The following is a 21,352-nucleotide window of genomic DNA, read 5'->3' on the forward strand; positions in this document are numbered from 1 at the left end:
GAAGCCGCAGTGGAAGTCGGTGTACTGGTGTCCATCGACGTCGTAGAGAAACGCACCCTGCGCCCGGGCAAATACATGCGGCGCGGCGGCCCCCCAGCCCCCACGGCCGAAAAACACCCCCCCAAACACCACCCCCCCCCCCCCCGGGGGTGGGCGGCCGGCCCCCGGCACCACGCGCTGCCGCGTTTGATGTCGGACGATGCGGACAGCGCAACCGAAAGGGGGCCGAATGAACTGGCTTGAAAACTTGCGGCGCAGTTTCCTTGACTGGCAAGCCATGGCGGACGTGCTGCCAAGCATGATCACCATCGGATTGAAGAACACCTTGATCCTCGCGGCCGCATCCACGGTGCTGGGTGTCGTGCTCGGCATGATCCTGGCAGTCATGGGCATCTCGCAATCGCGCTGGCTGCGCATTCCGGCCCGGGTCTACACGGACATTTTCCGTGGCCTTCCGGCGATCGTCACGATCCTTCTGATCGGCCAGGGCTTTGCGCGCATCGGCCGTGAAATCTTTGGGCCTTCGCCCTTTCCGCTCGGCATTCTGGCCCTCAGCCTGATCGCCGGCGCCTATATCGGCGAAATCTTCCGCTCGGGCATCCAGAGCGTCGAGCGCGGGCAAATGGAAGCCTGCCGGGCGCTCAGCATGAGCTACGGGCAGGGCATGCGCCTGATCGTCATCCCGCAGGGCATCCGCCGCGTCCTGCCGGCGCTGGTCAACCAGTTCATCGGCAACGTCAAGGATTCGAGCCTCGTCTACTTCCTCGGTCTGCTCGCATCGGAGCGCGAGATTTTCCGCGTCGGTCAGGACCAGGCGGTGGTCACCGGAAACCTGTCGCCATTGCTGCTGGCCGGCGTGTTCTATCTCGTGATCACCGTGCCGTTGACCCACGTGGTTAATTACATCGACAACTCGCTGCGGGTCGGAAAGCAAAAGGCAGGCCTCGTCACCAGCGGCCTTGCCGAGGTGAGCGAACTGGAGAGCGCCGTCGGCAGCCCGCTCTCCGAGGCCAGCCCTGAAGACAGCTCGGCGCTTTCACGCTTCAAGGGTGGTAGTCTCGCCGTCACCAATCTCGACATGGCCTATGGCGATCTCGATGTCCTGAAGGGCGTCAGCCTGACGGTCAAGCCGGGCACGGTCACCTGCGTCATCGGTCCGTCAGGGTCGGGCAAGTCGACCTTGCTGCGCTGCCTTAACCGCTTGGTCGAGCCCAAGGGCGGTGACGTGCTGCTCGATGGCGCGAGCATCCTGGCGATGAAGCCCGAAAAGCTGCGCCGGCGTGTCGGCATGGTGTTCCAGCAGTTCAACCTGTTTCCCGACCACACAGCCCTGGAAAACGTCATGCTGTCGCTGACCAAGGTCAAGGGCCTTCCGGTGCGGGAAGCCGAGCGCATCGCCGAGGCGCGCCTCGCCGATGTTGGCCTTGCCGCACGCAAACACCATCGTCCCGGCAGTCTTTCCGGTGGCCAGCAGCAGCGGGTGGCAATCGCCCGTGCACTGGCAATGGACCCTGAGGTGATCCTGTTCGACGAGGTGACGAGCGCTCTCGATCCGGAACTGGTGAAGGGCGTTCTCAACCTGATGGCTGACCTCGGCCGACGTGGCATGACAATGGTCGTGGTGACCCATGAAATGGGTTTTGCCCGCAAGGTCGCCGATCAGGTCATCTTCATGGATGAGGGCCGTGTCATCGAGGCCGGCACGCCCGCTGCGATCTTCGACACTCCCAAAAGCGCGCGCTTGAAGCACTTCCTCGCCGAAGTGCTGTGATCCGCATCGCCATCTGGCCGATATGCGTGGAACGCCTTCGGTCGCTCAATCCACTCTCTACACAGTGAAAGAACATCTCATGGTTACATCGCATCCGGTCTCGAAGGTCGTCGTTGTCGGAGGCGGCATTTTCGGTGTCTCCACAGCCGTTCATCTCGCGCGGCTTGGCATCGAAACGATCCTCGTCAACGATGGACCGCTTGCCAAGGGGGCGTCGGGCCGCTCGCTCTCCTGGCTCAATTCAGCGCGCAAGCGGTCGGCTGAGTATCATCGCTTGCGCATGATCGGTATCGACCGCTACCGGACGTTGTCGGCGAGATATCCGGATGCTGCGTGGCTGCGTTTCGATGGCGGCCTGACATGGGATGCGGACGACGCCTCGAACCAGATTGCTGATGTCTTCGCCCATGAAAAGGATCTCGGCTATGACGCACAGCACCTGACCGCGGCCGCCATAGCGGCGGTCACACCAGGCGTTGCCGCAGGCGCCGTCACGCCGCAGGGAGCCATTTTCAACCCAGGGGAAGGCTGGGTCGACCTGCCATCGCTGATCGATGCATTAATTGCGGAGTTCGTGGAGCGCGGCGGGCGACTGGTCACCGGTGCCGGCAGGGCCACGGTCACGGTTGTCGATGGTCGTGCCACTGGCGCCACCACGACCAGCGGCATCGACTTTCCTGCCGATGCAGTCCTCCTGGCGACCGGCAGTGATGTGCCGCGAATGGTTGCGGCCACAGGCCACCATATCGAGGATGGGACGCCGATCGCGCTGCTGGTCAGGACCAAGCCGGTCGATTTGGCTCTTCGGGCCGTGCTCAACACGCCGCGCGTCGCCATCCGCCCGACGCCGGACGGAGCCCTCGCGCTCGATTCCGCCTGGTCGGAAGAAGAGGTAATCATCAATGCAGACGGCACCTATGGGGTGAAGGGCTCGACGATTGATGGACTTCTTGAACAAGCCGCGAAGGTCCTCGAGGGACATCCAAAGCTGGAATTGGAGAGTTATGGTGTCGGCCCCAAGCCGATTCCGGGCGACGGCGAGCCGGTCTTCGGCTTGTTGAAAGATATCCAGGGATACTACGTCGCCTTCAGCCACAGCGGCGCGACGCTTGGCCTGATCGCCGGTGAACTCATTGCCGACGAGATCGCCACCGGAAGAGAGCACCCGCTGCTTGCCAAGTTCCGCCCAAGCCGCTTTGCTTAGGCTTTCGGAATTGTTTCGTGTGGCCATCAGCGACATTTCTGCGGTCTGCCCTTTGAAAATCGGCGACCCGCTTGCCATATTAGCCCGATTGGGGCATAAGAGCGCCATAGCCGGGACGGAACGACTGGATGGTTCCGAGGCGGTGTTTGGTCATAAAGCGGAGACTTGCCACTTGCGTGGATCAAGAATCGGTTTTATGTAGACGAAACAGACACGCGACGCGTGGAGCTGGGAAACCGGCTTTACGCGTCTGATTTGCATGGGCGAAATGATTGCGCTGATTCGGCGCGAAATTCGTTCAGGCGGTACGTCCCGGCCAGCGGGATCATCCAGGAGACCCGGCCAACGGGTCTTGAAGACAGAGCGGCATATGGCTTCGAAAACCACAAATCCTTTCGTCTTTCTCCAGCAGGTCCGCGCGGAGACCGCCAAGGTGACTTGGCCGTCGCGGCGCGAAACGATGATCTCGACGGTGATGGTTCTGGCCTTCGCAGTGATCGCGATGATCTTTTTCTTCACCGCCGATCAGCTCATGGGCCTTGCGGTCGAACAGATTCTGGGCATCGGACGCTAAGTCCGGCGATTACGGAGAAGTCTTGAAATGACCGCGCGCTGGTACATCGTCCACGCCTATTCGAACTTTGAAAAGAAGGTCGCCGAGGATATCGAGAACAAGGCCAAGCAGAAGGGCCTGTCCGCCGACATCCACCAGATCGTGGTTCCGACCGAGAAGGTCGTCGAAGTTCGCCGCGGCCGCAAGGTCGATGCCGAGCGCAAGTTCTTCCCGGGCTATGTGCTGCTGAAGGCGAATTTGACCGACGCTGTGTTCTCGCTGGTCAAGAACACACCGAAGGTCACCGGCTTCCTGGGTGACTCCAAGCCGGTGCCGATCACCGAGGCGGAAGCGCAGCGCATCCTGAACCAGGTGCAGGAAGGCGTCGAGCGGCCCAAGCCCTCGGTCACGTTCGAGATCGGCGAAGCGATCCGCGTTTCGGATGGTCCCTTCGCGTCGTTCAACGGTTTCGTCCAGGAAGTGGACGAGGAGCGGGCGCGGCTCAAGGTGGAAGTTTCGATCTTCGGGCGCGCCGTGCCGGTCGATCTGGAATTCGGACAGGTCGAAAAGGGCTGATCCGAAATCCCTGACGCCGGTTTGGCGATCAGGGGAGGCGGCGCGGAAGCGCGGCCTGAGAACGGTGGGAGACGAATGCGGCTTTAGCCGGCCGCATGGATCGCACCACCAGACTGCAACCGCCGGCATGACCGGCATAGACAAAGGCAGGAAAAGAGATGGCTAAGAAAATTGCAGGCCAGCTCAAGCTCCAGGTGAAAGCGGGATCGGCTACGCCGTCTCCCCCGATCGGCCCGGCGCTTGGTCAGCGTGGCATCAACATCATGGAGTTCTGCAAGGCGTTCAACGCGCAGACCCAGGAAATGGAAAAGGGATCGCCGGTTCCGGTCGTCATCACCTACTATCAGGACAAGTCCTTCACCTTCGTCATGAAGACGGCGCCGGTGAGCTACTTCCTGAAGAAGGCGGCGAACCTGACGTCTGGTTCCAAGGAGCCGGGCAAGGTCAAGGCCGGTACGGTTTCGCGTGACAAGGTCCGCGAGATTGCCACCGCGAAGATGAAAGACCTGAACGCAAACGACGTCGAAGCGGCCATGCGCATGGTCGAGGGCTCCGCCCGCTCGATGGGTCTGGAAGTGGTGGGCTAAGATCATGGCAAAGATTGCAAAGCGCGTATCGAAGACCCGCGAAGGCATCGATCCCAACAAGGCTTATGCCCTGGGTGATGCGCTGAAGCTGCTCAAGGACCGTTCCTCGGTGAAGTTCGATGAGACCATCGAAGTCGCCATGAACCTCGGCGTCGACCCGCGCCATGCCGACCAGATGGTCCGCGGCGTGGTCAACCTGCCGAACGGCACCGGCCGCTCGGTGCGTGTCGCCGTGTTCGCCCGTGGCGACAAGGCAGACGAAGCCCGCGCCGCCGGCGCCGACATCGTTGGTGCCGAGGATCTGGTCGACATCGTCCAGAAGGGCACGATCGATTTCGATCGCTGCATCGCCACGCCGGACATGATGCCGCTGGTCGGCCGTCTGGGCAAAGTGCTCGGCCCGCGCGGCATGATGCCGAACCCGAAGGTCGGCACCGTCACCACCGACGTTGCCGCCGCCGTCAAGGCATCCAAGGGCGGCGCCGTCGAGTTCCGTGTCGAGAAGGCTGGCATCGTCCATGCCGGCGTCGGCAAGGTCTCGTTCGACGTCAAGGCCCTGGAAGAGAACATCCGCGCCTTCGCCGATGCGGTGACCAAGGCAAAGCCGACTGGCGCCAAGGGCAACTACGTCAAGAAGGTGTCTGTCACCTCGACGATGGGCCCGGGCCTCAAGCTCGACGTCTCGACACTCGTGGCGTCCTGATAAGTTTTGATCGAGATCGGCCGGTAAACGGCTGATCTGCAAAGAATTCCGGGCCTCCGACCTAGTTGGCGGCCCGGTACCGGAAGTCGAAAGGCTTCCGGACATCCTGTCCGAGATTGCAGGCGGCCCAGAAGCCTTAATTCGATTTGGGCCTGCATGAGACGGGTGAAGACCGGACAACGGAGCGATTGCTCCAATGAAAGGTTCGAACCGTGTTTGCCTTTTGTCTGCGCATCGCCGGCTTGACTGTCGATGTGGCGAAAGGGGGCAGGATCCTCGAGCGTCGTTCGGGAGATCCGTTACTGGATGGCCCGGCCGACAAAAGGCAACCCGACGCCTGTCCTCGTCAATGGGATGTTCCCGTTAACAGGATTGGGGTCAACTGGAGATAGGCAGTGGACAGAGCGGAAAAACGCGAACTCGTCACGGGCCTGAACGGTGCGTTCTCGAACGCAGGTTCAGTGGTCGTGGCCCACTACGCCGGTATCACCGTCGCGCAAATGAACGACCTTCGGTCGAAAATGCGCGCCGCCGGTGGCACCGTCAAAGTCGCGAAGAACCGTCTCGCCAAAATCGCTCTTCAGGGCACGGACTCCGCATCGATCATCGAGCTGTTCAAGGGACAGACGCTGATTGCTTATTCGGAGGATCCGATTGCGGCGCCGAAGGTCGCGTCCGATTTCGCCAAGGGAAATGACAAGCTCGTCATTCTCGGCGGCGCAATGGGCACCACCTCGCTCAATGCCGACGGTGTGAAGGCACTCGCCACACTTCCGTCGCTCGATGAGCTGCGCGCCAGGCTGGTTGGCATGATCGCCACGCCGGCAACCCGGATCGCCCAGATCGTCAATGCGCCAGCGGCCTCGGTCGCGCGCGTCATCGGCGCTTACGCCCGGAAGGACGAGGCGGCATGAGGCCGTTCCTCGCTATCACAAACACACGTTCGAACCTTATGAAGGAACACAACAATGGCTGATCTCGCAAAGATCGTAGACGACCTTTCGAAGCTGACCGTCCTCGAGGCGGCCGAGCTGTCGAAGCTTCTGGAAGAAAAGTGGGGCGTTTCCGCCGCTGCTCCGGTGGCTGTTGCCGCCGCTGGCGGTGGTGCGGCCGCAGCTGCTCCGGTCGAGGAAAAGACGGAATTCGACGTCGTCCTCACCGAGGCAGGCGCTCAGAAGATCAACGTCATCAAGGAAGTCCGCGCCATCACCGGTCTTGGCCTCAAGGAAGCCAAGGATCTGGTCGAAGCGGCTCCGAAGCCGGTCAAGGAAGCCGTTTCCAAGGCCGACGCTGACAAGTTCAAGGCTCAGCTGGAAGCAGCCGGCGCCAAGGTCGAACTGAAGTAAGCGTAAAAGCGGCGGGCGGCCTCGCGCCGTCCGCCACTCCCTTCGCCCGAAGGGAGAGCGCGTAACGCGAGATCTGCGAGAACCTCTTTCCTGAGGGCCGAAAACCGGCCTTCAGGAAACGGGTTTTCTCCCGTTCTAACCGGCCGCCGACAGGCGCCGGGAAAACAGACAGAGGGTTGCCGCCAAGGTGGCCCAGCATGCAAGGCGAGCCGCGGCGAGGCTCGTCCCGAGTTTAGAGCTAAGGAGCGACGATGGCCCAGACCCAGACTTTCAATGGCCGCAGACGCGTACGCAAGTTCTTCGGAAAGATTCCGGAAGTTGCGGAGATGCCGAACCTGATCGAGGTTCAGAAGGCATCCTATGACCAGTTCCTGATGGTGGCGGAGCCCAAGGGTGGGCGTCCGGACGAGGGACTGCAGGCCGTTTTCAAGTCGGTCTTCCCGATCTCCGATTTTTCCGGCTCCTCGATGCTGGAGTTCGTGAAGTACGAGTTCGAAGGACCGAAATTCGACGTTGACGAATGCCGTCAGCGCGACCTCACCTATGCCGCGCCGCTCAAGGTGACGCTGCGCCTCATCGTGTTCGATATCGACGAGGATACCGGCGCCAAGTCCATCAAGGACATCAAGGAGCAGGACGTCTACATGGGCGACATGCCGCTCATGACGCTGAACGGCACCTTCATCGTCAACGGCACCGAGCGCGTGATCGTTTCGCAGATGCACCGTTCGCCGGGCGTTTTCTTCGACCATGACAAGGGCAAGTCGCACTCGTCGGGCAAGCTTCTGTTTGCCGCGCGCGTCATCCCCTATCGCGGCTCGTGGCTCGATATCGAGTTCGATTCCAAGGACGTCGTGCACGCCCGCATCGATCGTCGCCGCAAGATTCCGGTGACGTCGCTGCTGATGGCGCTCGGCATGGACGGCGAAGAGATCCTGTCGACCTTCTACAACAAGATCACCTACAAGCGCGCCGGCGACCATTGGCGCATTCCGTTCAACGTCGAGCGTTTCCGCGGCCTCAAGGCCGTCGGCGACCTGGTCGATGCCGATACCGGCGAAGTCGTCGTCGAAGCCGGCAAGAAGATCACGGCACGTCAGGCTCGGGCGCTTGGCGAAAAGGGTCTGAAGGCGATCAAGGCGACCGACGAGGATCTGCTCGGCAACTACCTGGCCGAGGACATCGTCAACTACGCCACCGGCGAGATATTCCTCGAAGCCGGGGACGAGATCGACGAGAAGACGCTGAAGGTTCTGCTCGGCACCGGCGAAGACGAGATCAAGGTTCTCGACATCGACCACGTCAATGTCGGCGCCTATATCCGCAACACGCTCAACGTCGACAAGAACGAGAGCCGCCAGGACGCGCTGTTCGACATCTATCGTGTCATGCGCCCCGGCGAGCCGCCGACGCTCGAAACCGCCGAAGCCATGTTCAACTCGCTGTTCTTCGACAGTGAGCGCTACGATCTGTCAGCCGTCGGCCGCGTCAAGATGAACATGCGCCTCGAACTCAAGGCCGAGGACACCGTGCGCGTGCTGCGCAAGGACGACATCCTGGCCGTGGTCAGGACGCTGGTCGAACTGCGCGACGGCAAGGGCGAGATCGACGACATCGACAATCTCGGCAACCGCCGCGTGCGTTCGGTCGGCGAGCTGATGGAAAACCAGTACCGCGTCGGCCTGCTGCGCATGGAGCGCGCGATCAAGGAGCGTATGTCCTCGATCGAGATCGACACGGTCATGCCGCAGGACCTGATCAACGCCAAGCCGGCGGCTGCCGCCGTGCGCGAGTTCTTCGGTTCCTCGCAGCTGTCGCAGTTCATGGATCAGACCAACCCGCTGTCGGAGATCACCCACAAGCGCCGCCTTTCGGCGCTTGGACCGGGCGGTCTGACCCGCGAGCGCGCCGGCTTCGAGGTGCGCGACGTGCACCCGACGCATTACGGCCGCATCTGCCCGATCGAGACGCCGGAAGGCCCGAATATCGGTCTGATCAACTCGCTGGCCACCTTCGCACGCGTCAACAAGTACGGCTTCATCGAGAGCCCGTACCGCAAGATCGTCGACGGCAAGCTGACCAATGACGTCGTCTATCTCTCGGCGATGGAAGAGGCCAAGCACCACGTCGCGCAGGCCAACGCCGAGCTCGACAAGAACGGTGGTTTCGTCGACGAATTCGTCATTTGCCGCAGTGCCGGCGAAGTGATGATGGCGCCGCGCGAAAACGTCGATCTGATGGACGTGTCGCCCAAGCAGATGGTGTCGGTGGCCGCGGCCCTGATCCCGTTCCTGGAAAACGACGACGCCAACCGCGCTCTGATGGGCTCGAACATGCAGCGTCAGGCCGTGCCTCTGGTGCGCGCCGAGGCGCCGTTCGTCGGCACCGGCATGGAGCCGATCGTCGCCCGTGACTCGGGCGCCGCCATCGGCGCCCGCCGCGGCGGCATCGTCGACCAGGTGGACGCGACGCGTATCGTTATCCGCGCCACCGAAGATCTCGATCCGGGCAAGTCCGGCGTCGATATCTACCGGTTGATGAAGTTCCAGCGTTCGAACCAGAACACCTGCATCAACCAGCGTCCGCTGGTTCGCATGGGTGACCTCGTCAACAAGGGCGACATCATCGCCGACGGTCCGTCGACCGAGCTCGGTGATCTGGCGCTCGGCCGCAACGTGCTGGTCGCGTTCATGCCGTGGAATGGCTACAACTACGAGGACTCGATCCTCCTGTCCGAACGCATCGTGGCCGATGACGTCTTCACCTCGATCCATATCGAGGAGTTTGAGGTCATGGCGCGCGATACCAAGCTCGGGCCGGAGGAAATCACGCGCGACATTCCGAACGTCTCGGAAGAAGCGCTGAAGAACCTCGACGAAGCCGGCATCGTCTACATCGGTGCGGAAGTTCAGCCGGGCGACATCCTGGTCGGCAAGATCACGCCGAAGGGCGAAAGCCCAATGACGCCGGAAGAGAAGCTTCTGCGCGCCATCTTCGGCGAAAAGGCATCCGATGTGCGCGACACCTCGATGCGCATGCCTCCTGGCACTTTCGGCACCGTCGTCGAGGTGCGCGTCTTCAATCGCCACGGTGTGGAGAAGGACGAGCGCGCCATGGCGATCGAGCGCGAAGAGATCGAACGCCTCGCCAAGGACCGCGACGACGAGCAGGCCATTCTGGACCGTAACGTCTACGCGCGTCTTTCCGACGTGCTCGTCGGCAAGGAAGCGATCGCCGGACCGAAGGGCTTCAAGAAGGGCTCGACGCTGTCCAAGGATACGCTCGACGAGTATCCGCGTTCGCAGTGGTGGCAGTTTGCCGTGGAGAACGAAAAGCTCCAGAGCGAACTGGAAGCCCTGCGTGGCCAGTACGACGATTCCAAGAAGGCGCTCGAACAGCGTTTCATGGACAAGGTCGAGAAGGTCCAGCGCGGCGACGAAATGCCTCCGGGCGTCATGAAGATGGTCAAGGTCTTCGTGGCCGTGAAGCGCAAGATGCAGCCCGGCGACAAGATGGCCGGCCGTCACGGCAACAAGGGTGTCGTGTCGCGGATCGTTCCGGTCGAGGACATGCCTTTCCTCGAGGACGGCACGCATGCCGATATCGTGCTCAACCCGCTGGGTGTGCCGAGCCGCATGAATGTCGGCCAGATCCTGGAAACGCATCTGGGCTGGGCATGCGCGGGCATGGGCAGGAAGATCGGCGAGCTGATCGACACGTACAAGGCAGCCGGCGACATCAAGCCGCTGCGCAAGACGCTCGAGAGCTTCATCCCGGCCAACGACCGCAACGAGCCGGTTCGTGACTATGACGACGAGAGCATCGTTCGCCTCAGCGAGCAGATGCGCCGCGGCGTCTCGATCGCGACCCCGGTGTTCGACGGCGCGCATGAGGCTGACATCAACATCATGCTGGAGCAGGCGGGCCTGCACACCAGCGGTCAGTCGCAGCTCTATGACGGACGCACGGGCGAGCCGTTCGATCGCAAGGTGACGATGGGCTACATATATATGCTCAAGCTTCACCATCTCGTGGACGACAAGATCCACGCGCGTTCGATCGGTCCGTACTCGCTCGTCACGCAGCAGCCGCTGGGCGGCAAGGCGCAGTTCGGTGGCCAGCGCTTCGGCGAGATGGAAGTCTGGGCGCTCGAAGCATACGGCGCCGCCTACACGCTGCAGGAAATGCTGACGGTGAAGTCCGACGACGTCGCCGGCCGTACCAAGGTCTACGAGGCGATCGTCCGTGGCGACGACACCTTCGAGGCCGGCATCCCCGAGAGCTTCAACGTTCTCGTCAAGGAAATGCGGTCTCTCGGCCTCAATGTCGAGCTGGAGAACACCAAGCTCGACGACAACCCTGTCCGGCTGCCCGACGCGGCCGAGTAAACAAGACGCTCGGTCGCGGAAATCGCGACCGAGCGCACCAAATTCTTCGGCCGGTGGCCGACACACGACGGCGGGCGTTTGGCTCGCGACTAGATGCAAGGGGTCTTCGAGGATCCCGAAAAGGAGAACGGCATGAACCAAGAGGTCATGAATCTCTTCAATCCGCAGGCGCCTGCGCAGGTGTTCGATTCCATCCGGATATCGCTTGCCAGCCCTGAGAAGATTCTGTCCTGGTCTTTCGGCGAGATCAAGAAGCCGGAGACCATCAACTACCGCACCTTCAAGCCGGAGCGTGACGGTCTGTTCTGCGCGCGCATTTTTGGCCCGATCAAGGACTATGAGTGCCTGTGCGGCAAGTACAAGCGCATGAAGTACAAGGGCGTCATCTGCGAGAAGTGCGGCGTTGAAGTCACGCTGTCGCGCGTTCGCCGCGAGCGCATGGGCCATATCGAGCTGGCGGCACCGGTCGCCCATATCTGGTTCCTGAAGTCGCTGCCGTCGCGCATCGGCACGCTGCTCGACATGACCCTGAAGGACATCGAGCGCGTCCTCTACTTCGAGAACTACATCGTCACCGAACCTGGCCTCACCGCGCTGAAGGAGCACCAGCTGCTCAGCGAGGAAGAGTACATGATCGCCGTCGACGAGTATGGCGAGGATTCGTTCACCGCCATGATCGGCGCCGAGGCCATTCACGACCTTCTGGCCGGCATGGACCTGGAGAAGATCGCCGGCGACCTGCGTTCGGAACTGGCTTCGACCACCTCCGAGCTGAAGCAGAAGAAGTATCTGAAGCGGCTCAAGGTCGTCGAGAACTTCATGGAATCCGGCAACCGTCCGGAATGGATGATCATGAAGGTGGTTCCGGTGATCCCGCCGGACTTGCGCCCGCTCGTCCCGCTGGACGGCGGCCGCTTCGCCACGTCGGATCTGAACGACCTCTATCGCCGCGTCATCAACCGCAACAACCGTCTGAAGCGGCTGATCGAGCTGCGCGCTCCCGGCATCATCGTGCGCAATGAAAAGCGCATGCTGCAGGAAGCCGTCGATGCGCTGTTCGACAACGGCCGCCGCGGCCGCGTCATCACCGGCGCCAACAAGCGTCCGCTGAAGTCGCTGTCCGACATGCTCAAGGGCAAGCAGGGCCGGTTCCGTCAGAACCTGCTCGGCAAGCGCGTCGACTATTCCGGCCGCTCGGTCATCGTGACCGGTCCGGAGCTCAAGCTGCACCAGTGCGGCCTGCCCAAGAAGATGGCGCTCGAACTGTTCAAGCCCTTCATCTACGCCCGTCTCGACGCCAAGGGTTACTCCTCGACCGTCAAGCAGGCGAAGAAGCTGGTCGAAAAGGAGCGTCCGGAAGTCTGGGATATCCTCGACGAGGTCATCCGCGAGCATCCGGTGCTGCTGAACCGTGCGCCGACGCTGCACCGTCTCGGCATCCAGGCGTTCGAGCCGATCCTGATCGAGGGCAAGGCGATCCAGCTGCACCCGCTGGTCTGCACGGCCTTCAACGCCGACTTCGACGGCGACCAGATGGCCGTTCACGTGCCGCTGTCGCTGGAAGCGCAGCTTGAAGCCCGCGTGCTGATGATGTCGACCAACAACATCCTGCACCCGGCTTCCGGCGCGCCGATCATCGTGCCGTCGCAGGACATGGTTCTGGGTCTCTACTATCTCTCGATCGTCAACCAGAACGAGCCGGGCGAAGGCATGGTGTTTGCCGATATGGGCGAACTCCAGCACGCGCTCGAGACCAAGGCGGTGACGCTGCACTCCAAGATCAAGGGTCGTTTCCGTACGGTCGACGCCGAAGGCAAGGTCGTGTCGAAGATCCATGACACCACGCCTGGCCGCATGATCATCGGCGAGCTTCTGCCGAAGAACGTCAACGTGCCTTACGAGACCGCCAACCAGGAGATGACCAAGAAGAACATCTCCAAGATGATCGACACCGTCTACCGCCATTGCGGTCAGAAGGAGACGGTCATTTTCTGCGATCGCATCATGGCGCTCGGCTTCAGCCATGCCTGCCGTGCCGGCATTTCGTTCGGCAAGGACGACATGCTGATCCCGGATGCCAAGATCAAGCTGGTCTCCGACACCGAGGCTTTGGCCAAGGAATACGAGCAGCAGTACAATGACGGTCTGATCACGCAGGGCGAGAAGTACAACAAGGTCGTCGACGCCTGGGCCAAGTGCTCGGAAAAGGTCGCCGACGAAATGATGGCCCGCATCAAGGCGGTCGAGTTCGAGGACAATGGCCGTCAAAAGCCGATGAACTCGATCTACATGATGTCGCACTCCGGTGCGCGTGGCTCGCCCACCCAGATGCGTCAGCTTGCCGGCATGCGCGGCCTTATGGCCAAGCCGTCGGGTGAAATCATCGAAACGCCGATCATCTCGAACTTCAAGGAAGGCCTGACCGTGCTCGAGTACTTCAACTCGACCCACGGCGCCCGCAAGGGTCTGGCCGACACCGCCTTGAAGACGGCGAACTCGGGTTACCTCACCCGTCGTCTGGTCGACGTGGCGCAGGACTGCATCGTCAACTCCGTCGACTGCGGCACCGACAAGGGCCTCACCATGCAGCCGATCGTCGATGCCGGTCAGGTCGTCGCTTCGGTCGGCCAGCGCGTGCTGGGCCGTACGTCGCTCGACGACATCACACATCCGGTGTCGGGCGAGATCCTGGTCAAGGCCGGAACGCTGATGGACGAGCGTGACGTGGAACAGATCGAAAAGGCCGGCGTCCAGTCGGTCCGCATCCGCTCGGCACTGACTTGCGAAGTCAGGGTTGGCGTCTGCGCGGTCTGCTACGGTCGCGATCTGGCCCGCGGCACCCCGGTCAACCAGGGCGAAGCCGTCGGCGTCATCGCGGCGCAGTCGATCGGCGAGCCGGGCACGCAGCTCACCATGCGTACCTTCCACATGGGCGGTACCGCGCAGGTGGTGGACAGCTCGTTCCTTGAAGCCTCGTATGAGGGCAAGGTCGAGATCCGCAACCGCAACGTGGTGCGCAACTCCGACGGCCAGCAGATGGTCATGGGCCGCAACATGGCGGTGCTGATCCTCGACGAAGCCGGTAAGGAACGCGCCTCGCACCGTCTCACCTATGGTTCGCGCATCTTCGTGGACGATGGTGACAAGGTGAAGCGCGGCCAGCGTATCGCCGAGTGGGATCCCTATACCCGTCCAGTCCTCACCGAAATCGAGGGCAGGGTGTCGTACGAGGATCTGGTCGACGGCATTTCCGTTCAGGAAACGGCCGACGAGTCGACCGGCATCACCAAGCGTGAGGTCATCGACTGGCGCTCGACGCCACGCGGTAACGACCTGAAGCCGGCGATCGCGATCCAGGACGCCAAGGGCAAGGTCGGCAAGCTGTCGAAGGGCGGCGACGCCCGCTTCCTGCTCTCGGTCGAGGCCATTCTTTCGGTCGAGCCGGGCTCGCAGGTTCGCCCCGGCGACGTGCTGGCGCGTATTCCGATGGAAAGCGCCAAGACCAAGGACATCACCGGCGGTCTGCCGCGTGTTGCCGAACTGTTCGAGGCACGTCGTCCGAAGGATCACGCCATCATCGCCGAGATCGACGGCACGATCCGCTTCGGCCGCGACTACAAGAACAAGCGTCGCATCATCATCGAGCCGCATGACTCGACGCTTGAGCCGGTCGAATACCTGATCCCGAAGGGCAAGCCGTTCCATCTCCAGGACGGCGACGTCATCGAGAAGGGCGACTACATCCTCGACGGCAATCCGGCGCCGCACGACATCCTGGCGATCAAGGGCGTGGAGGCACTTGCTTCCTACCTCGTCAACGAGATCCAGGAAGTCTATCGTCTGCAGGGCGTGCAGATCAACGACAAGCACATCGAGGTCATCGTTCGCCAGATGCTGCAGAAGGTCGAGATCACGGTGCAGGGCGACTCGACCTACATTCCGGGCGATCATGTCGACGTGATCGAACTGGAAGAGGTCAACGAGCGTCTGGTCGAGGACGGCAAGAAGCCGGCCGAAGGCCTGCCGGTGCTCTTGGGCATCACCAAGGCATCGCTGCAGACGCCATCCTTCATCTCGGCCGCCTCCTTCCAGGAGACGACCCGAGTGCTGACGGAAGCCGCGGTTGCCGGCAAGACCGACATGCTGCAGGGACTGAAGGAAAACGTCATCGTCGGCCGGCTTATCCCGGCCGGCACCGGCGGCACGATGAGCCAGATTCGGCGCATCGCCACCTCGCGCGACGAACTGATCATCGACGAGCGCCGCAAGGCCTCGGGTGTGGAAGTCGCCGAGCCGATGCTGGCCGACATGACAACCGCCGCGCAGTAAGCGGACGGAAAGAGAAGAGGAAAAGGGGCCGAATGGCCCCTTTTCGCGTTTAGGTCTCCAATTGGATCGGAGAAGAAAGCGATGAGCAAAAGAAGCTGGGCGGCAGTCGACGACTACATCGTCGGTTCCCTGTTTGAGGCGGACCCCGTGCTTGATGCCGTTCTGGCGGCCAACCACGATCAGGGCCTGCCGGCGATCGACGTGTCGCCGGCGCAGGGCAAGTTGCTTTCCCTTCTTGCGCGGATGCGGGGAGCCAAGAAGGTTCTCGAAATCGGCACGCTGGGCGGCTATTCGACCATCTGGATGGCGCGCGCACTGCCTGCCGGCGGCAAGATCGTGACGCTTGAACTCGATCCGCACCATGCCGCTGTCGCGCGATCGAATTTCGAGCGGGCAGGCGTCTTGGAGCGGGTGGAACTACGGGTCGGTCCGGCGCTGCAGTCGCTTGCAGCACTTGGCGCCGAGAATGCCGGGCCATTCGACATCATCTTCATCGATGCCGACAAGCCGAACAATCCGCACTACCTATCCTGGGCCATGCGGTTGTCGCGGCCCGGAACCGTCATCGTCTGCGACAACGTCATACGCGATGGAGCCGTGGTGAATGAAGATGGCCGCGACGCCAATGTCGAAGGGGCACGCGCCGCATTCTCGTTCATCGGCAGCGAGAAGCGTCTGGACGGCACCGCCATCCAGACCGTTGGCGCCAAAGGCTATGACGGCTTTGCCATTGCGATCGTGGAGTGACGGCCGATCGGCGAACAGCCAAGCCGTCCCTGTTCAATCGAAGAACGCCTCGACCACGTTGCGCTTGCCGAGCATGAAGGCGTCGGCGACATGCTGCAGGGGCGCGAGGTCGACATCTGAGGTCCCGGCACGCACGATCTCGGCGAAGCGCTTGTAGAGCATCGGGTACTCGGCCTCCGGCTCGTCATGAACTACCTTGCCGTCGATGGCGAGCTTCGACCCGCCGCCCGACAGCACCATGGCGCCCTTGTCGGTCTCGGCCAGGATGTCCCAGCTTTGCGGGCCGGTCTGCAGCCAGTCGAGATCCATCGTCACCGGCAATCCATTCGAGGTGCGGAAGGCGACGCGCGCGGCAACCGGGGAGGCGCGGTTTTCGGGAAAATCCAGCACCGCCGAGGTGATGAACATCGCCGGCAGGATATGGGTCGCAATCGAGAGCGCGTTGATGCCGGGATCGAAGACGCCAAAACCACCGGGCGCCCAGATCCATTCCTGGTTCGGGTGCCAGCGGCGCACATCTTCCTTCCAGTTGATGGCGGCCGACTTGATCTTGGACGTGTCGAGAAATGCGCGCGCGGCCTCGACCGCCGGCGCATAGCGCGAGTGCCAGCTGGCGAACAGCGAGACGCCGTTCTGCGCGGCCAATGTCTTGAGGTCCTCGACCTCGCTGACAGTGGCGCCAGGCGGCTTCTCCAGGAAGACATGTTTCTTTGCTATCAGCGCCGTCCGCGCCGCGTCGTAGCGGAACTGCGGCGGCATGCAGAGCGACACGGCCTCGAGTTCGGGCACCGCGTCGATCATGGCTTCGATGTCAGAAAAATTCGCGATGTCATCGACCTTGCCGTGACGGCTGGCGCCCGCGATGAGGCGATAGTCCTGGTCTTTCGCCAGGGCCGGCAGGTGCTGGTCGCGGACGATCTTGCCGACGCCGACGATGCCTATCTTGATGGGCTGGGACACGGCCGCTCCGTCTGTTTGATGATGGTGATGGTTTCTTATCAGAACACTTGCCCCAGGCAAGCCGAAGCCGAGCAGGCAAGCTCAGCCTTCCTCGAGCGGCAGTGCACACTTTTTTCGGCTGGGAAGGCCTCGGTCGCCGATTCGTCTCGGTAGCCGATTCGAAAGCTGGACCGGGAGTCGGGTCAGATCGGCACGTCGAAGGTAACGATCGACACTTCGCCTTCGAGCGCGCCCTGGAAGGCGGAGATATGCGGCTCTTCGTCGGGGATGCCGTCCATGTCGCCGATCTGGTCGAGCTCGGCCTCGGCGTACCCTTCGGCGGCAAGCGATTCGAGTGCCCGGCGCACCGCCGAATCGTCGTCGGGCGCCACCAGCATGACGTGGACGCCTTCCGGTTTGCCGCCTTTTTTCTTCCAAACCCGGCCGGTGATGATGGTGACCGGGCGTTCTTCGTTGTCGTTCACGGGCCGATTCCTCTTGGCAGCGGGTGGGCGGGCGAGGGGGTTTTGACTGCTCATGCGGCCTTTTCGCATGAAGCAAGGCCGCGCAACAGCGCAAACCCATTCACTTTGCCTGAAGGCTTGTCACTTTCTTCCTCGCTCTTGCAAAAATGCGAAAGAAAATTACATGCGGTTTTCGCATGGCTGCCAAGCCTTGGTCGGCGCGCAATATTTGGTGCTCCGGGCTTGACGGTCCGCAGTCTTACGAGTAGAAGCCGCCCAGTCAGAACCGATGTGAGGCTCTCCCTTCCGAAGCGACACGCTTTGGAGTTTGCCTCAAACAGGGTTCGTTTTACGAGCGAAAAGACATTTCCGGCGTGCACGAAGCGGCTTCCGCTTCCTCTGCCTTTTGTTCGGGCAAGACCGCGAGGCGCGGTTTATGGCCCGAATTTGCGTATGGAAATGACGCTTTGAGCGGCCCTGACCGGGCGAGACACGGAATTGAGAGACAAGAGGGTTTAATGCCTACCGTCAACCAGCTGATCCGCAAGCCGCGCATTGCGCCGGTGAAGCGCAACAAGGTCCCGGCCATGCAGCAGAACCCGCAGAAGCGGGGCGTTTGCACGCGCGTCTATACAACGACGCCGAAGAAGCCGAACTCGGCGCTGCGCAAGGTGGCCAAGATCCGCCTGACCAATGGTTTTGAAGTGATCGGGTACATCCCCGGCGAAGGCCACAACCTTCAGGAGCACTCCGTGGTCATGATCCGCGGCGGCCGCGTCAAGGATCTTCCGGGCGTTCGCTACCACATCATCCGCGGCGTGCTCGACACGCAGGGTGTGAAGAACCGCAAGCAGCGCCGTTCGAAGTACGGCGCCAAGCGTCCGAAGTAAGGGGCGTCCGAAGTAAGATTTTCCGGCCTTGGCGCTCCTTGAGTGCGTCGGGCTATGAGATTGAGAGACAAAAGCCATGTCGCGTCGTCACAGTGCAGAAAAGCGTGAGATCAATCCGGACCCGAAGTTCGGCGATCTGATCGTCACCAAGTTCATGAACGCCGTCATGTATGACGGCAAGAAGTCGGTCGCCGAGACCATCGTCTACGGCGCGCTCGACCAGGTTCAGTCGAAGACCAAGCAGGAGCCGGTCACGGTCTTCCATCAGGCGCTCGACAATGTCGCGCCGCATGTTGAAGTGCGTTCGCGTCGTGTCGGTGGCGCCACCTACCAGGTTCCGGTCGACGTGCGCCCCGAGCGCCGCCAGGCATTGGCCATTCGCTGGCTGATCGCGGCGGCCCGCAATCGCAACGAGACCACGATGGTCGACCGCCTCTCCGGCGAGCTGATGGACGCGGCCAACAACCGCGGCACGGCAGTCAAGAAGCGTGAAGACACCCACAAGATGGCTGAAGCCAACCGCGCTTTCGCGCACTACCGCTGGTAAAGCGCGAACGAGACTGAGAGGCAGCTACGATGGCCCGCGAATACAAAATCGAAGACTACCGCAATTTCGGTATCATGGCGCATATTGACGCCGGCAAGACGACGACCACCGAGCGCGTCCTCTACTACACAGGCAAGTCGCACAAGATCGGCGAAGTCCACGACGGCGCTGCCACCATGGATTGGATGGAGCAGGAGCAGGAGCGCGGCATCACCATCACGTCCGCCGCGACCACGACCTTCTGGAAGGCTCGTGACGGCAAGATGCACCGCTTCAACATCATCGACACTCCCGGCCACGTCGACTTCACCATCGAAGTTGAGCGTTCGCTGCGCGTTCTCGACGGCGCCATTGCGCTGCTCGATGCCAATGCCGGCGTTGAGCCGCAGACCGAGACCGTCTGGCGCCAGGCCGACAAGTATCGCGTTCCGCGCATGATCTTCTGCAACAAGATGGACAAGATCGGTGCCGACTTCTATCGCTCGGTCGAGATGATCGGTTCGCGCCTCGGCGCGCATGCCGTTGTCATGCAGCTGCCGATCGGCGCCGAGACCGAGTTCAAGGGTGTCGTCGACCTCGTCGAGATGAATGCGCTGGTCTGGCGCGACGAGACGCTGGGCGCTGCCTGGGATGTCGTCGAGATCCCGGACGATCTCAAGGCTCGTGCCGAAGAATACCGCGAGAAGATGATCGAGGCCGCCGTCGAAATGGACGAGACGGCGCTTGAGAATTACCTCGAAGGCAAGATGCCGTCGAATGACGAGATCCGTGCGCTGATCCGCAAGGGCACCATCGCGGTCAAGTTCTACCCGATGTTCTGTGGCTCGGCCTTCAAGAACAAGGGCGTGCAGCCGCTGCTCGACGCCGTCGTCGAATATCTGCCGTCGCCGGCCGATGTTCCCGCCATCAAGGGCGTCGATGCCAAGACCGACGCCGAGATCGAGCGTCATGCCGACGACAACGAGCCGCTGTCGATGCTCGCCTTCAAGATCATGAACGACCCGTTCGTCGGTTCGCTGACCTTTGCCCGCATCTATTCGGGCAAGCTCACCAAGGGCATCTCGGTCGACAACACCGTGAAGGGCAAGAAAGAGCGCATCGGCCGCATGCTGCAGATGCATGCGAATTCGCGCGCTGACGTCGAAGAGGCTTTTGCCGGCGACATCGTTGCTCTTGCCGGTCTCAAGGACACGACCACCGGCGACACGCTGAGCGATCCGCTGCATCCGGTCATTCTCGAGCGCATGGAATTCCCCGATCCGGTCATCCAGATCGCCATCGAGCCGAAGACCAAGAACGACCAGGAAAAGATGGGCCTCGCCCTTCACCGCCTGGCTGCCGAGGATCCGTCCTTCCGTGTCAAGACCGACGAGGAAAGCGGCCAGACCATCATTTCCGGCATGGGCGAACTTCACCTGGACATCATCGTCGACCGCATGCGTCGCGAGTTCAAGGTCGAGGCCAATGTCGGCGCTCCGCAGGTGGCCTATCGCGAGACGATCACCCGCAGGCACGAGCAGGATTACACGCACAAGAAGCAGACCGGCGGTACCGGTCAGTTCGCTCGCGTCAAGATCGTCTTCGAACCGAACCCGGACAGCAGCGAGTTCCAGTTCGAAACCAAGATCGTTGGCGGCGCTGTGCCGAAGGAATACATCCCCGGTGTCGAAAAGGGCATCAACAGCGTCATGACCTCGGGTCCGTTCGCGGGCTTCCCGATGATCGGCGTCAAGGCGACGCTGATCGACGGTGCCTACCACGACGTGGACTCCAGCGTTCTGGCCTTCGAAATCGCCGGCCGCGCCTGTTTCCGTGAGGCCGCACCCAAGCTTGGCGTGCAGCTGCTCGAGCCGATCATGAAGGTCGAAGTGGTGACGCCGGAAGACTACGTCGGCAGCGTCATCGGCGATCTGAACGGTCGTCGTGGCCAGATCCAGGGTCAGGAAGCGCGTGGCGTGGCCGTGGTCATCAATGCGATGGTGCCGCTCGCCAACATGTTCAAGTACGTCGACAACCTGCGCTCGATGAGCCAGGGCCGTGCGGCCTACACGATGCAGTTCGATCACTACGAGCCGGTCCCTACGGCGGTGGCCCAGGAAGTCCAGAAGAAATACGCGTAAGGGTTCCTTAGCCGCCGGATCGCGTCCCTTCGCGGTGCCGGATCTGAAGAGCGAATAACAATTTCCCCCAAGCGGGTAGAATAGACGGAGAACGATTATGGCCAAAGGTAAATTCGAGCGTAACAAGCCTCACGTGAACATCGGCACGATTGGCCACGTCGACCATGGCAAGACGTCGCTGACGGCGG

The 21,352-nt window shown here is 62.0% G+C and carries 17 protein-coding genes; 15 read left to right on the top strand and 2 right to left on the bottom strand.

The window, feature by feature from the left end:
* Nucleotides 1-229 precede the first annotated feature (229 nt).
* The 11 genes from NKJ00_RS31475 (at nt 230) to NKJ00_RS31525 (ending at nt 16,204) form a co-directional block, all read left to right on the top strand.
* Entirely contained in the window at nt 230-1,771 is a 1,542-nt protein-coding gene (locus NKJ00_RS31475) for an amino acid ABC transporter permease/ATP-binding protein (protein ID WP_023814286.1), read from the top strand.
* A 79-nt stretch (nt 1,772-1,850) separates the two neighbouring features.
* Nucleotides 1,851-2,975 carry an NAD(P)/FAD-dependent oxidoreductase gene (locus NKJ00_RS31480; RefSeq protein WP_352632503.1) on the top strand — a complete coding sequence of 375 codons (1,125 nt, stop codon included), beginning with the start codon at nt 1,851-1,853 and terminating at the stop codon, nt 2,973-2,975.
* Nucleotides 2,976-3,345: 370 nt separating this feature from the next.
* Nucleotides 3,346-3,549, top strand: a complete 204-nt coding sequence (gene secE / locus NKJ00_RS31485) for a preprotein translocase subunit SecE (RefSeq protein ID WP_013531408.1) — start codon at nt 3,346-3,348, stop codon at nt 3,547-3,549.
* A gap of 27 nt (nt 3,550-3,576) precedes the next feature.
* Nucleotides 3,577-4,104 (top strand): transcription termination/antitermination protein NusG, encoded by a 528-nt coding sequence (gene nusG, locus NKJ00_RS31490; protein WP_013531409.1) that lies wholly within the window; start codon nt 3,577-3,579, stop codon nt 4,102-4,104.
* Between the two features lie 158 nt (nt 4,105-4,262).
* Entirely contained in the window at nt 4,263-4,691 is a 429-nt protein-coding gene (rplK, locus tag NKJ00_RS31495; protein ID WP_013531410.1) for a 50S ribosomal protein L11, read from the top strand.
* A gap of 4 nt (nt 4,692-4,695) precedes the next feature.
* Nucleotides 4,696-5,394 carry a 50S ribosomal protein L1 gene (gene rplA, locus NKJ00_RS31500; protein ID WP_127295767.1) on the top strand — a complete coding sequence of 233 codons (699 nt, stop codon included), beginning with the start codon at nt 4,696-4,698 and terminating at the stop codon, nt 5,392-5,394.
* 395 nt (nt 5,395-5,789) lie between these two features.
* Entirely contained in the window at nt 5,790-6,308 is a 519-nt protein-coding gene (gene rplJ, locus NKJ00_RS31505; RefSeq protein WP_013531412.1) for a 50S ribosomal protein L10, read from the top strand.
* 54 nt (nt 6,309-6,362) lie between these two features.
* Complete coding sequence (rplL, locus tag NKJ00_RS31510; RefSeq protein ID WP_027038853.1) at nt 6,363-6,740, top strand: 50S ribosomal protein L7/L12; 378 nt, start codon at nt 6,363-6,365, stop codon at nt 6,738-6,740.
* Nucleotides 6,741-6,991: 251 nt separating this feature from the next.
* Nucleotides 6,992-11,128: a DNA-directed RNA polymerase subunit beta gene (gene rpoB, locus NKJ00_RS31515; protein WP_023814288.1), complete on the top strand. Its 4,137-nt coding sequence runs from the start codon at nt 6,992-6,994 to the stop codon at nt 11,126-11,128.
* Nucleotides 11,129-11,260: 132 nt separating this feature from the next.
* Nucleotides 11,261-15,457, top strand: a complete 4,197-nt coding sequence (gene rpoC, locus NKJ00_RS31520; RefSeq protein ID WP_023814289.1) for a DNA-directed RNA polymerase subunit beta' — start codon at nt 11,261-11,263, stop codon at nt 15,455-15,457.
* An 81-nt stretch (nt 15,458-15,538) separates the two neighbouring features.
* Nucleotides 15,539-16,204 (top strand): O-methyltransferase, encoded by a 666-nt coding sequence (locus NKJ00_RS31525; RefSeq protein ID WP_352632505.1) that lies wholly within the window; start codon nt 15,539-15,541, stop codon nt 16,202-16,204.
* A 33-nt stretch (nt 16,205-16,237) separates the two neighbouring features.
* On the opposite strand, the gene NKJ00_RS31530 is transcribed toward NKJ00_RS31525, so the two are convergent.
* Nucleotides 16,238-17,164 carry a Gfo/Idh/MocA family protein gene (locus tag NKJ00_RS31530; RefSeq protein WP_352613511.1) on the bottom strand — a complete coding sequence of 309 codons (927 nt, stop codon included), beginning with the start codon at nt 17,162-17,164 and terminating at the stop codon, nt 16,238-16,240.
* Nucleotides 17,165-17,346: 182 nt separating this feature from the next.
* A complete protein-coding gene (locus tag NKJ00_RS31535) occupies nt 17,347-17,628 on the bottom strand; it encodes a transcriptional regulator (RefSeq protein ID WP_013531420.1) in 282 nt (93 codons plus the stop codon).
* A 497-nt stretch (nt 17,629-18,125) separates the two neighbouring features.
* Here NKJ00_RS31535 and rpsL point away from each other — a divergent pair, with 497 nt between their 5' ends.
* The 4 genes from rpsL to NKJ00_RS31555 form a co-directional block, all read left to right on the top strand.
* Nucleotides 18,126-18,497, top strand: coding sequence for a 30S ribosomal protein S12 (gene rpsL / locus NKJ00_RS31540; protein WP_006333356.1), 372 nt, complete (start codon nt 18,126-18,128; stop codon nt 18,495-18,497).
* 76 nt (nt 18,498-18,573) lie between these two features.
* A complete protein-coding gene (gene rpsG / locus NKJ00_RS31545) occupies nt 18,574-19,044 on the top strand; it encodes a 30S ribosomal protein S7 (protein ID WP_008875664.1) in 471 nt (156 codons plus the stop codon).
* 29 nt (nt 19,045-19,073) lie between these two features.
* Nucleotides 19,074-21,164: an elongation factor G gene (gene fusA, locus NKJ00_RS31550; RefSeq protein WP_352613513.1), complete on the top strand. Its 2,091-nt coding sequence runs from the start codon at nt 19,074-19,076 to the stop codon at nt 21,162-21,164.
* Nucleotides 21,165-21,261: 97 nt separating this feature from the next.
* Nucleotides 21,262-21,352: GTP-binding protein (locus tag NKJ00_RS31555; RefSeq protein WP_032908143.1), on the top strand; the 91-nt coding region annotated here is incomplete at its 3' end.

Origin of the sequence: Mesorhizobium sp. M0227, from assembly GCF_040321855.1 — a bacterium.
Classification (GTDB): Bacteria; Pseudomonadota; Alphaproteobacteria; order Rhizobiales; family Rhizobiaceae; genus Mesorhizobium.